This window comes from Stenotrophomonas sp. YJH_SMC_81 (assembly GCF_059370875.1).
The window spans coordinates 555,868-568,324 of record NZ_JCAFUB010000002.1; the positions used below are offsets into that span (position 1 = coordinate 555,868).

The 12,457-nt window shown below is 66.7% G+C and carries 12 protein-coding genes; 9 read left to right on the top strand and 3 right to left on the bottom strand.

Annotated elements, in window-relative coordinates:
• Nucleotides 1–59 precede the first annotated feature (59 nt).
• From AC5P8U_RS06060 to AC5P8U_RS06070, 3 genes are all read left to right on the top strand, one after another.
• Nucleotides 60–623 carry an adenylate kinase gene (locus tag AC5P8U_RS06060; protein WP_005419045.1) on the top strand — a complete coding sequence of 188 codons (564 nt, stop codon included), beginning with the start codon at nt 60–62 and terminating at the stop codon, nt 621–623.
• Between the two features lie 328 nt (nt 624–951).
• Entirely contained in the window at nt 952–2,316 is a 1,365-nt protein-coding gene (gene mpl, locus AC5P8U_RS06065) for a UDP-N-acetylmuramate:L-alanyl-gamma-D-glutamyl-meso-diaminopimelate ligase (protein ID WP_088497622.1), read from the top strand.
• Nucleotides 2,313–2,891, top strand: a complete 579-nt coding sequence (locus tag AC5P8U_RS06070) for an LON peptidase substrate-binding domain-containing protein (protein ID WP_072168432.1) — start codon at nt 2,313–2,315, stop codon at nt 2,889–2,891. Before mpl ends, AC5P8U_RS06070 begins: the two co-directional genes overlap by 4 nt.
• Before the next feature lie 132 nt (nt 2,892–3,023).
• On the opposite strand, the gene AC5P8U_RS06075 is transcribed toward AC5P8U_RS06070, so the two are convergent.
• A complete protein-coding gene (locus tag AC5P8U_RS06075) occupies nt 3,024–5,021 on the bottom strand; it encodes a bifunctional DedA family/phosphatase PAP2 family protein (RefSeq protein WP_072168433.1) in 1,998 nt (665 codons plus the stop codon).
• Between the two features lie 85 nt (nt 5,022–5,106).
• Between AC5P8U_RS06075 and AC5P8U_RS06080 the strand changes: the two genes are divergently transcribed.
• Nucleotides 5,107–5,769: a serine/threonine-protein kinase gene (locus AC5P8U_RS06080; RefSeq protein ID WP_049413709.1), complete on the top strand. Its 663-nt coding sequence runs from the start codon at nt 5,107–5,109 to the stop codon at nt 5,767–5,769.
• Nucleotides 5,766–6,272: a DUF2867 domain-containing protein gene (locus tag AC5P8U_RS06085; RefSeq protein WP_495213971.1), complete on the top strand. Its 507-nt coding sequence runs from the start codon at nt 5,766–5,768 to the stop codon at nt 6,270–6,272. Before AC5P8U_RS06080 ends, AC5P8U_RS06085 begins: the two co-directional genes overlap by 4 nt.
• A gap of 80 nt (nt 6,273–6,352) precedes the next feature.
• On the opposite strand, the gene AC5P8U_RS06090 is transcribed toward AC5P8U_RS06085, so the two are convergent.
• The gene (locus AC5P8U_RS06090; RefSeq protein WP_088497619.1) at nt 6,353–7,036 is read right to left on the bottom strand and encodes a hypothetical protein; all 684 of its coding nucleotides are present in this window, start codon (nt 7,034–7,036) and stop codon (nt 6,353–6,355) included.
• 108 nt (nt 7,037–7,144) lie between these two features.
• Here AC5P8U_RS06090 and AC5P8U_RS06095 point away from each other — a divergent pair, with 108 nt between their 5' ends.
• From AC5P8U_RS06095 to AC5P8U_RS06105, 3 genes are all read left to right on the top strand, one after another.
• The gene (locus AC5P8U_RS06095) at nt 7,145–7,963 is read left to right on the top strand and encodes an SDR family oxidoreductase (protein ID WP_088497633.1); all 819 of its coding nucleotides are present in this window, start codon (nt 7,145–7,147) and stop codon (nt 7,961–7,963) included.
• Nucleotides 7,964–8,054: 91 nt separating this feature from the next.
• Nucleotides 8,055–9,047: a YiiG family protein gene (locus tag AC5P8U_RS06100; RefSeq protein ID WP_088497618.1), complete on the top strand. Its 993-nt coding sequence runs from the start codon at nt 8,055–8,057 to the stop codon at nt 9,045–9,047.
• A 160-nt stretch (nt 9,048–9,207) separates the two neighbouring features.
• A complete protein-coding gene (locus tag AC5P8U_RS06105) occupies nt 9,208–10,149 on the top strand; it encodes a YiiG family protein (RefSeq protein ID WP_088497617.1) in 942 nt (313 codons plus the stop codon).
• 102 nt (nt 10,150–10,251) lie between these two features.
• Here the strand turns inward: AC5P8U_RS06105 and AC5P8U_RS06110 are convergent, their stop codons facing one another.
• Nucleotides 10,252–11,124 (bottom strand): ion transporter, encoded by an 873-nt coding sequence (locus tag AC5P8U_RS06110; RefSeq protein WP_069139259.1) that lies wholly within the window; start codon nt 11,122–11,124, stop codon nt 10,252–10,254.
• 63 nt (nt 11,125–11,187) lie between these two features.
• Here AC5P8U_RS06110 and AC5P8U_RS06115 point away from each other — a divergent pair, with 63 nt between their 5' ends.
• Nucleotides 11,188–12,414 (top strand): acetylornithine transaminase, encoded by a 1,227-nt coding sequence (locus AC5P8U_RS06115; RefSeq protein WP_072168439.1) that lies wholly within the window; start codon nt 11,188–11,190, stop codon nt 12,412–12,414.
• The last annotated feature ends 43 nt before the right edge of the window (nt 12,415–12,457 follow it).

Sequence of the window (12,457 nt, forward strand, 5' to 3'; positions counted from 1 at the left end):
GATACCGGACCGTCCGGGACGCGAACCTTCTTTGTTTTCAACACGTTGGAGTCAGGTCAATGCGATTGGTTCTGTTGGGACCGCCCGGTTCGGGCAAGGGGACACAGGCGACGCGCCTGAAGGAAAAGCTGGGGATCGCCCACATTTCGACCGGTGACATGCTGCGCGCGGAAATCGCCGCCGGCACCGAGCTGGGCAAGCAGGCCAAGACGGTGATGGATGCCGGCAACCTGGTGTCGGACGACATCCTGCTGGGCATGCTGGAGTCGCGCCTGACCCAGGCCGATGTCGCCAAGGGCTTCATCCTTGATGGTTATCCGCGCAACGTGGCCCAGGCCAATGCGATGGACGGCCTGCTGGCCAAGATCGGCCAGCCGCTGGACGCGGTGGTACAGCTGGATGTGCCCACCGAGCTGCTGGTCGACCGCATTGCCGGTCGTGCCAAGGAGCAGGGCCGCGCCGATGACAACCCGGAAGCGGTGCGCCAGCGCCTGCAGGTCTACAACGACCAGACCGCCCCGGTGGTCGATTTCTACGCCGGCCGTGGCACCCTGGCCCGCGTCGATGGCGTCGGTGAGCTGGACGAGATCGAAGCCCGCATCCTGGCAGCGATCAAGGCCTGATCCGGCGGGGCCGGCACGCGTCCGGTCCTTCCGGCGCAAAAAGCACAGGCCTGGTCCGCGAGGATCAGGCCTGTGTCGTTTGATAGGCGCCAGCGAAGGGCTTGCTCAGGGCCCCGCAGCATGAGCTCCCTTGGGGATGGCCTCTTGGGGAGTAGGACCGGTTCGGGTACTGCGGCTGGCAGTTCGAATTGTGTCCGGGTTCACAGAACATCGCTATCGGGAATTCCCTGACAGTTGATTGGAGTTTTCTCACATCCCGTGTAGGGGTTGTCTTACCCGATAGCGGACATTGGCCCTATACAGCCGTCATCGGTCACAATCCTCGGTCATGAGCAGCGTACATATCCTTGCAATTGCCGGCACCTTCATGGGCGGCGTGGCCGCCCTGGCGCGGGAACTTGGGCATTCCGTCAGCGGCAGCGACCAGGCCATCTATCCGCCGATGTCGACCCAGCTCGAACAGCTGGGCATCACCCTGGACCAGGGCTACCGCGCCGACAGCGTGCCGGCCGGCACCGACGAGGTAGTGATCGGCAACGCGCTGTCGCGCGGCAATGCCGCCGTGGAAGCCGTGCTCGATGCCGGCCAGCGCTATATCTCCGGCGCGCAGTGGCTGTCCGAGCAGGTGCTGCCGGGCCGCGACACGCTGGCCGTGGCCGGTACCCACGGCAAGACCACCACCACCACCATCCTCACCTGGCTGCTGGAAAGTGCAGGCCGCTCGCCGGGCTTCCTGATCGGTGGTGTCGCCGAGGATTTCGGTGTCTCCGCCCGCGTGGGCCGGGGCCGCGAGTTCGTGGTCGAGGCCGATGAGTACGACACGGCCTTCTTCGACAAGCGTAGCAAGTTCGTGCACTACCGGCCGCTGGTGGCCATCCTCAACAACCTTGAATACGACCACGCCGACATCTTCCCGGACGTGGCCGCGATCCAGCGCCAGTTCCACCATCTGGTGCGTACCGTACCCGCACGTGGCCGGCTGATCGTCAACGGCGAGGATCAGTACCTGGCCGAAGTGCTGGCGATGGGCTGCTGGACCCCGGTCGAGCGCTTCGGCTTCGATCCGGCGCTGGAATGGCATGCCGAGCTGCTGGCTGCCGACGGCAGCGCGTTCCGCGTGCATCATCGTGGGCAGGCGCTGGGTGATGTGCAGTGGTCGCTGCTGGGCCGCCACAACGTGCTCAATGGACTGGCTGCGCTGGCCGCCGCGCATGCAGTGGGCGTGGCACCTGCCCAGGTTATTCCAGCGCTGCCGCGCTTCCGCAGCGTCAAGCGCCGCATGGAAGTGATCGGCAGCCATGACGGCATCACCGTCTACGACGATTTCGCCCACCATCCGACTGCGATCGCCACCACGCTGGAGGGCCTGCGTTCCAAGGTGGGTGATGCGCGCATCGTGGTCGCGATGGAGCCGCGCAGCAACTCGATGCGGCTGGGCGCACATGCGCAGGCGCTGGCTCCCTCGCTGGCGCTGGCCGATGAAGTGGTGTTCCTGCATCGCCCGGAACTGGCCTGGGATGCTGCGGCGGTGATCGCCGCGGTGCGTGGCCAAGCCCACGCGGTGCCCGATACCGACGCATTGCTGGCGCAGCTGCAGGCCAGCGCGCGCAGCGGTGACCACGTGGTATTCATGTCCAACGGTGGCTTCGACGGCGCGCCGCGCCGCTTCCTCGCCGCGCTGCACGCCCGATGAGTGGCGACGGCTCGCTGCCGCTGTTCCCGCTGCACACCGCGCTGGTACCGGGTGCAGCGGTGGGCCTGCGCGTGTTCGAGCGGCGCTATCTGGACCTTGTCCGCGACAGCGGCCGCAGTGGTGAGGGATTTGGCGTCTGCCTGATCCTCGAGGGCGAGGAGGTCGGCGCACCGGCGACACCGGCCGCCTTTGGCGTGCAGGTACGCATCGAAGACTTCGATGTCGGCGCCGACGGCGTGCTGCAGCTGCGCCTGCGCGGCACCCGTCGCTTCCATGTCGAGCGCACCCGCGTGCGCGACAACGGCCTGGTGGTGGCTGATGTGCGCTGGTGCGAGGAAGACCCCGATGACGAACTGCGGCCGCAGCATGCACTGCTGGCCACGGTGCTGGGGCACATCATCGAGCAGGCCGGCGAGGCCTATGCGCCGGCCAATCCGGCGCTGCTGGACCAGGCCAGCTGGGTCGGCTGGCGGCTGGCCGAGCTGCTGCCGCTGAGCGAGCAGCAGCGGTTGCAGCTGCTGCAGCTGGATGACCCGCACCAGCGTCTGCAGCAGCTGCTGGGCTGGATGCCGTAGACGCCATCCTCGGGTGGGTGTGCACCTTGGGGCACACGCTGGGGTATCCGTGGAATCCGCATCCACGCATGGCGTGGATCTACTGTAGAGCCGAGCCTATGCTCGGCTTGTTGGATCGCGCACCGGTACCGGTCAGGGCGTTGTAGTCTTCAGCCGCAGCACCGGCAACCCGGTTTCGCTGTGCACGTCCTCGCGCTGCGGCAGCTCCTGCACGGCGTCCTTCACGGCATTCAATGCCGGGTCGACGCCACGCAGCGGGTGCCACATGCCGATCCACTCGAAATGGCGTTCGTAGCGCAGGGTCTGTGCACTGCCCAGCCACAGCGGCGTGTTGCCCGGCTGCAACTGCGCAGGGGCCGGCCACAGGCGCAGTACGTAGCGCTCATCACGGTGTGTACCCGGGCGTACCATCAACAGCGCTTCCACGCGGGTTTCCAGCGTCGCCGGCAGCACCGGCAGTTCATCGGCGCCGGTGTTCTTGTCCAGCATCAGCAGCGCCTGCTGCCAGCCGGCCTGCTCCTGCCGCTTCCAGCCGCGCGCTTCCAGTTGCGCCTGCAGCGGTGCCAGCGGACCGGCCACCTGCACGTCCAACGGCCAGCGCTGGTCGTCATCGAACTCGTTGCGGCGCGCCGGCAGTGTCGCCCAGTCGTGCTGCCACCAGGCCTGCGTGTCCATTGCCTGCGGGGCCGGCAAGGTCGGCTCGAAGCGTTCCAGCTTCACCGGGATGTTGCGCGGTGCGTACCACATCGCGGCGACGGCGAACACGCCGTAGAACAGCCATGCCACCGGCTTCACCCAGAACGAGCGGTTGAAGCGGCGGCGGTAGGCGATGCCCAGCACCAGCAGCCAGAACGTGCCGAACAGCATGCCGCCGATCACATCGCTCAGCCAATGCGCGCCCAGGTACAGGCGCGAGAAGCCGATCAGGCTGACCACGATGCCCGATACCAGGTACGGCCAGACGCGGGTACGGCCGGGCATCTCGCGGGCGATCAGCACCGCGAAGAAGCCGAAGGTGATGGTGGCCATCGTCACCGACACCGACGGGAAGCCGAAGCCACTGCTGGCGTCGACCGGGCGCACAACATCGACGGTAGCGCCGAGCAGCATGGTCAGCGCCAGGCCGAAGGCCAGCGCGGCCAGCCAGTGCGCGGCCGCCATCCAGCGCCGGCGCCAGACCAGGTAGCCCATCGCCGCCGCAGTGGCCGGCAGCAGTACCTGCCAGGCGCCCAGTGAGGCCAGCGCGGCCATCGGGTAATCGGCCAACGGATTGCGCAGCGCCAGCATGGCCTGGTGCACCAGCAGGTCGATCGCCAGCGGCTCGCCATGCGCAACCACCACGGTCAGCAGCGCGAACCAGCCCCAGCCCAGCACCAGCAGCATCAGCGCCAGCATCGCCAGCGGCACCGACTCGCGCCGCTTCGGGTCCAGCACACCGACGGTGTAGCGGCCCAGCGTCGGATGGCGGTTGGACCAGTCAAGCAGGCGTGCCAGCCAGTTGTCCATGCGCGCGGCCGACCAGCGGTAGCCGTACAGCACGATGGCCCAGACCAGGCCGAGGATCACCGCCAGCAGGCCGACCACCACCACCAGCCGACCGGCTACTGCGGCCACCGCGTCATAGGCCTCGCCAAGAATCCAGCCCGGGGCCAGGAACAGTACCGCCCATGAAATGCTGGCGATACCACTGGCCTGTACATAGCGGCTGGCTGGCATCTTCATCATGCCCGCGATGGCCGGCACGAACGGCCGGATCGCGCCGACGTAGCGTGCCACCAGAATGCTCTTGAACGCATTGCGACGGAACAGGTTCTCGCCGCGGTCGAGCAGCTGCGGGTAGCGGCTGAACGGCCAGATGCCGCGCAGGCGATCGCCCCAGCGGCGGCCGATCCAGTAACTGATGCCATCACCGGCGAACGCGCCCAGTGCGGCCGCCGCCACCGCGTACGGTCCGGAGATCTGGCCCAGGCCGATGAACACGCCTACCGCAAACAGCAGCGGCAGCGCCGGCACGATGGCGCCGAGAATGATCACCGCATCGCAGAAGGCGATGAGGAAGATAACGGCACCCGCCAGCACGGGGTGAGCGGCAATCCACGCAAGCGTGGCGTCGATCCATGAAGAGTCCATTGCCCGATTATAGGGGCGTGAAGGTGACTGGTTCCCAGCCGCTTGGTGACCGTTTGCAACCGGCGCCATCGCCTAGAATGGGCCCATGCCGCATACGCCAGACACGCCACCACATGCTTTGAAGGCCGACAGCTTCGGTCGCATCCTCCGTGTGGAAGGGCCTGCCGGCCCCTTCGTACGCCGTGACCTGGGCGCCACGCCGCTGTGGTTGCGCCTGCCGGCCTGGTGGCTGGCCCGCCGCGAAGCGCGCGCGCTGCGCCATATCCATGGCATGGCCGACGTGCCGCAGCTGCTGGCGTGGAATGGACATCATCTCGACCGCAGTTTCATGGCCGGCGACGCCATGTACCAGCGCCCACCGCGTGGCGACCTGGCCTGGTTCCGCGCCGCGCGTCGGCTGCTGCAGCAGCTGCATCGGCGCGGCGTGGCCCACAACGACCTGGCCAAGGAAGCCAACTGGCTGGTGACCGAAGACGGCCGCCCGGCATTGATCGACTTCCAGCTGGCAGTGATCGGCAACCCGCGCTCGCGCTGGATGCGCCTGCTGGCCCGCGAGGACCTGCGCCACCTGCTCAAGCACAAGCGCATGTACTGCCGTGAGTCGCTCACCCCAGTGGAAAAGCGCGTGCTCAAGCGCACCTCGTGGGTGCGCGAACTGTGGTTCGCCACGGGCAAGCCGGTCTACCGCTTCGTTACCCGTCGCATCCTGCATTGGGAAGACAACGAGGGGCAAGGGCCCAAGCCGTGAGTCCACTGCAGGTAGTGACCGGCCCATCGAGTGCGGGAAGCGTCCTTCGCCCACAGCTGGCCGGTGCCGACTTCGTGCACGCCTGCCAGGCAACAACCCATCGTGATGGGCGCTCGGCCTTGCGGGCCTATCGCGATATGGCCGCGACCATTCCCGGCTGGTTCGATGGGCTGATGGCGCTGCGCAATCGCGGCATGCGCCTGCTCGGCATGAAGCACCTGGGCTCGTTGCGCGCGGTGCAGGATGTTGCGGATCCTCAACCCGGGCAGCGGTTGGGCATCTTCACCCTGCAGTCGCTCAGCGACGATGCCATCGTGCTGGAAGACGACGACCGCCACCTGCGTGTGCAGCTGGCCCTGCAGTGGCAGGGCGACGTGCTGGAGGTGGTGACGGTGGTGCATACGCACAACGCGTTCGGCCGCGTGTACATGCTGCCGGTTGCGCCGGTGCATCAGCTGATCGTGCCGCATCTGCTGAGGAAGCAGGTGCAGGTGTACCGGTAGATCCACGCGATGCGTGGATGCGCAGGGGAGAACCGTATTGTAGAGCCGAGCATGGCTCGGCTCTACAGAGGCTTGTGATCTTACGGCGTTGCCGGCACTACCTGCTGGCCGATGAAGTTGCGCTTGGCGTCGAAGTCGTAGGCGATCTGCAGCTGGCCCACATCCGGGCAGGCGTGGCAGTCGCGCAGCGGCGTGCGGTACAGCAGGCGGATGCCGCCGTTCTCCAGCGGCGTGGCCCCGGCCGACTGCGCCGGTGCGAACGGCGTGGCCTGCGGGTGGTCCTTCAGCAGGGCCTGCACGGCGGGGTCGGCACGCAGGGTGTCGTCCAGCTGCACGGCATCCACATCGATGCGCTTGCCGGTGGCGTCGACCAGGCGGGTACCCTCGTTGGTGTTGGCGCGGAACGGATACTCGACCGTGGCAATGCCCAGGCCTTCGTTCTCATGCCAGGCCGTCACGTAGGCCAGCTCGCCGCCGGTGGACAGCTGTTCGGCGGCGATGATCGCATCGGCGCTGGCGCCACCAGCGCGCATCGCATCGCGCAGGCACTCACGCGTGGCCGCATTCTCGCCCTGGCGGCAGGCGTTGAGGTCGCCATCCCACACCACTGCCTCGCTCCAGCGCAGCTTGCCGTCCGCGGCGGCTTTTTCTGCGCTGGGCGTGTCACCGGCCGACGGTTCCTTGCCGGGTTCCGGCGAACGGCCCTGGCAGGCGGTCAGCAGGGCAAGCCCCAGGGCAGGCAGCAACAGGCGGGAACGGCGCATGGCGTGGACCTCGTGCGTTGACTGGAGGCGCCAGTATCGTCAAGGCCGGGTGAACTCCACGTCGGCGCGGCATACTAGCGGCTCATTGCATACGCTGGAGTGTGGAACGTGGGCAGTCTGCAGGGCAAAACGCTTTTCATCACGGGTGCCTCGCGTGGCATCGGCCTGGCCATCGCACTGCGCGCTGCGCGTGACGGGGCCAACGTGGCCATTGCGGCCAAGTCGGCGGTGCCGAATCCGAAGCTGCCGGGCACCATCCACAGCGCGGCCGAGGCCGTTACCGCCGCCGGTGGCCAAGGGCTGGCGCTGAAGTGCGATATCCGCGAGGAAGAGCAGGTGCAGGCCGCGGTTGCGGCCACGGTCGACACCTTTGGGGGCATCGACATCCTGATCAACAACGCCAGCGCGATCTGGCTGCGTGGCACGCTGGATACGCCGATGAAACGCTTCGACCTGATGCAGCAGGTCAATTCGCGCGGCAGTTTCCTGTGCGCGCAGGCCTGCCTGCCGTACCTGCTGCAGGCGCCGAATCCGCACATCCTGACCCTGGCGCCGCCGCCGAGCCTGGAACCAAAGTGGTGGGGCGCGCATACCGGCTACACGCTGGCGAAGATGGGCATGAGCTTCGTCACGCTCGGCCTGGCCGCGGAATTCGGCCCGCAGGGGGTGGCGGTGAACGCGCTATGGCCGCGCACGGTGATCGCCACCGATGCAATCAACATGATTCCGGGCGTGGATGCAGCGGGCTGCCGTACGCCGCAGATCATGGCCGACGCCGCGCATGCGGTGCTGGTGCGTGAAGCGGCAGGCTTCCACGGCCAGTTCCTGATCGACGATGAAGTGCTGGCACAGGCCGGCGTCAGCGATCTGTCCGGCTATGCCGTGGACCCGTCGCGGTCGTTGTTGCCGGATCTGTTCCTGGACTGAGTGCTTCGTTGCGCAGGGCCGAGGGCTGCGGCCCTCGGCCTGCTGCGCTAGAATGCAGGGCTGTAATCGTTTTCAACAGGGATGTGAACACATGTCACGTACGCTTTCCGTCGCGGCGCTGGCCGCTTCGCTGTCGCTTGTCCTGGCCGCCTGCGGTGGCAAGGGCCCTGCAACCGCTGGCGACGCCGGCACCTCGGGCAAGCCGGAGGCCAACACGGTGCCGTCCGACGCACAGCAGCAGTTGACGGCGAAGCTCAACGCCTACATCGGCTGCTTCAACGCGCTTGATTCGAAGACGCACGACAGTCTCCAGTCCTATACGCGCTGGATCAAGGACGTCGAGACCGGCCCGACCGGGCGCGAGACACAGGTGTACGGCCCGTTCGAGATCAGCGATTACGACATGAAGCAGTGCGATGGCCCGGTGACCGAGGCGATGGCTGCCAAGCCGGCGCTGGCCGAACTCGATGCTGCTGCCAGCCATTATCAGCAGGCGCTGAAGGCGCTGGTGCCGATCAGCAAGGAGGCGCACGACTACTACGATCGCCAGGACTACGAAGACGACCAGTTTGCCAAGGGCAAGCAACTGCACGCGCCCTTGATGGCCGCATTCAAGGACTTCGTGGCTGCCAGCGAAACGTTCAACGCCGAGCTGGAGCGCCAGAATGACGCTGCCCAGCGCGAGCAGCTCAAGGTATTGGAACAGGCCGAGGGGCGAACGCGCGAGTACTACCGTCTGGCGATGATGCTGGAAGCCAAAGCGATCGTGGAGCTGATGAGCGACGACGACTTTGATCCGGCCCAAGCCCGTGAACGACTCGACGCCTTCAACCGTATTTCCGACGAGGCGCATGCCAAGGTGGCCGATCAGGAGCCGGGCAAGCTGGACTGGAACAGCTTCGAGCGCGAAGCCGAGAACTTCCGTCGGGAAGGCAAGGAGCGGCTGCAGCGGGTCAGCAGCAAGACGCCCTACAGCGATTTCGAACGGCGCATGCTGGATTCGCCCTCGATGGCGCCACGCGGCTCGGCCAACAAGCTGATGCAGGAATACAACTCGCTGGTTTTCCAGAGCAACCGCCAGTAAGCGGGAAGCTCAACGCTTCATTTTTGTCGCGATTGAGCAGGTTGATTGCGGCATGACACGCCCTGCAGCCCCGAATGCCAGCACCTTGCCGAGGTGCTGGAGCGCGCGCTCGCGCCATGCATGACGATGCCTGCAGTTTTCACTTGTGCAAGGAACTGATTTGCATGCATCCACACGCCTGATTCCTGTTCTCCTGCTTGGCGTGCTGGCCGGCTGCAACAACCCGGCCGGGCTGGCAGTCGCCGATCCCGGCTTGGAGAAGGTCAACGCCTACATCCAGTGCTACAACGGCGTCGAACAGCCCATCCACGAAGGCTTCCAGACTTACACCGGCTGGATGAAGGATCCTGAGGCGGGTCCGACCGGCAAGGAAGCACAGCCGCGCTCACCGGGCAAGGTGCTTTCGCACCGCGTGGAATACTGCGGCCAGCCGTTGAGCGAGGCGCTGGCAAAGGCCCCGGCGACGTCGCTGGATGCGGCCGCGCGGCAGTACCAGCAGGCGTTCCTGGCGCTGAACACCCTGATCGAGCGCGCCGATGGCTATTTCACCCGCGAGGACTATCGTCGCGACGGTGGTGAAGGGATGCGCAGCCAGCATGCCCCGCTGATGCAGGCCTATGCTGATTTCTTCAAGGCCAGCGAGGCGATGGATGCGGCACTGGAAAAGAACGAGAACGATCGCCGCGCCGTCCAGCTGAAGCAGATCGAGGAAAGCGAAGGCCGCTCGCTGGCGTACTACCATCTGCGCCTTGTCGGCGATGGCAAGCAGCTGGCAATGACGTTCCAGGGCGAGGCACCGGACGTTGCGGTGTTGCGCGGCCAGCTGGCCGACTTTCAGGCGCTGGTGACGGAAATCCAGAACGGTGGTGTCGGCAAGGACGACCCGATGTGGGGCCATGTGCAGCGCTCGGCCGACAAGCTGGTGCGTACAGCCGGGCGCGGAGTCGAGCGCCTGAAACAGGGCAAACCGATCACCGACGATGCGCTGGCTGCCGAGCGCAAGGCGTCGGGCAGCTGGCTCACCACCGACCCTGAAGGCGCACAGTCGACGATTCTGGATGCCTACAACGACCTGGTAACCACCAGCAACCGCATGCGTTGAGGGCGATCCACGCGGGGCGTGGATCTGCTCACGGTAGCGCTGGGCCATGCCCGGCGCGCACCCTGTTGGTCCGGTAGTGCCGGCCGCGGGCCGGCATGTGCCTCAATGGCTGAACGCATCCGGCAGCTGGCCACCACACTTGCGGCAGTGGCGCGCATCCGGTTCATGCCCCTCCAGCCCGCAATGCGGGCAGCCGCGGGCATCGCGGCGCGCGGCCAGTTCGGCTTCGCGCATGGTGCTGGCCAGTTCGGCGGTGTAGATGCCGGTGGGCACGGCGATGATGCTGTAGCCGATCAGGATCAGCACCGAGGTGACGAAGCGGCCAAGCACGGTCTGCGGCACGATGTCGCCGAAGCCGACCGTGGCCATGGTCACCACCGCCCAGTACATGCTGGCCGGGATATTCGTGAAGCCGTGTTCGGGGCCCTCGATCACGTACATCAGCGCGCCGGCGATGATGGTGATGGTGATCACCGTGAACAGGAACACCAGCACCTTGCGCCGGCTGCGCCACAGCGACGTCATCAGGACGCCGCTTTCCTCGATGTAGCGGGTCAGCTTGAGGATGCGGAACACGCGCAGGATGCGCAGCGCACGCACCACCAGCAGGCTCTGCGCGCCCGGGATGAACATCGACAGGTAGGCGGGCAGGATCGACAGCAGGTCGATGATGCCCCAGATGCTCACCGCGTAGCGCAGCGGGCGCTTGACCACCGCCAGGCGCAGCAGGTACTCGGCGGTGAAGATGATGGTGAAGCCCCATTCCAGGATGTACAGGCCGGTGGACCACTCGGCATGCAGGTGCTGCACGCTGTCGATCATCACCACCAGGATGCTGGCGACGATCGCCACCACCAGGATCAGGTCGAAGTTGCGCGAGGGCCGCGAGTCATGGCGGTAGATGATGTCGAACCACCGACGGCGCCAGCCGGTCTCGGTGGCGGGGTTGAGCTGGGGGGCGGAAAACGGTCGCATGGGCGCATTGTGCAGCAGGGGCTCCGGCGCGAGAATGGGCGTTCCTGAACCCTGCCGACTGCCATGACCACCGCGACCGATCCGCTGATCTCCCTTTCGCACTATTACCTGCCGGTCTACAAGCCCCGCCAGGTGGTACTGGAGCGAGGGCAGGGCGCCCGCGTGTGGGATAGCCAGGGGCGTGAGTTCATCGACCTGGCTGCGGGTATCGCCGTGTGCGGCCTGGGCCACAACGATCCGGACCTGGTGGCCGCGCTGGTCGAGCAGGCCGGCAAGCTCTGGCACACCAGCAATGTGTTCTACAGCGCACCGCCGCTGCATCTGGCCGAGGAGCTGGTGAAGGCCAGCCGCTTCGCCGAGCGCGTGTTCCTGTGCAATTCCGGCGCCGAAGCCAACGAAGTGGCGATCAAGATGGTCCGCAAGTGGGCCTCCAGCCAGGGCCGTCCCGCCGACAAGCGGGTGATCATCACTTTCCGTGGCAGCTTCCACGGCCGCACGATGGGCGCGGTGACCGCTACCGCCCAGCCGAAGTACCAGGAAGGCTACGAGCCGCTGCCTGGCGGCTTCCGCTACATCGATTTCAACGATGAGGTGCAGCTGGAAACCGCGATGGCCGCCGGCGACGTGGCGGCGGTGATGCTGGAGCCCATCCAGGGCGAGGGCGGCGTGATGCCGGCCAAGTCCGGTTTCCTCAAGCGCGTGCGTGAACTGTGCGACCAGCACAACGCACTGCTGGTGCTGGACGAGATCCAGGCCGGCATGGGCCGTACCGGCACGCTGTTCGCGCACTGGCAGGATGATGTGGTGCCGGACATGGTCACCCTGGCCAAGGCACTCGGTGGCGGCTTCCCGATCGGCGCGATGCTGGCCGGCCCGAAGGTGGCCGAGACCATGCAGTTCGGCGCGCACGGCACCACCTTCGGCGGCAACCCGCTGGCTGCTGCGGTGGCCCGCGTGGCGCTGCGCAAGCTGGCCTCGGCAGAGATCGCCGCCAATGTCAGCCGCCAGTCGAAGGCACTGCGCGATGGCTTTGCCCGCATCAACGACGAGTTCGGTGTGTTCAGCCAAGTGCGCGGCCGCGGCCTGATGCTGGGCGCGGTGCTGGGCAAGGACTTCGCCGGCCAGGCCGGGGCGATCCTCGACCATGCCGCCGAGCACGGCCTGCTGACCCTGCAGGCCGGCCCGGACGTGTTGCGCTTCGTGCCGTCGTTGAACATCACCGACGAAGAAGTGGCCGAAGGCCTCAAGCGCCTGCGCGCAGCGATTGCGGCGTTCATCGCCGCGCGCTGAAGCCGGCAGAGGCATCTGTAGAGCCGAGCATGGGCTCGGCTCT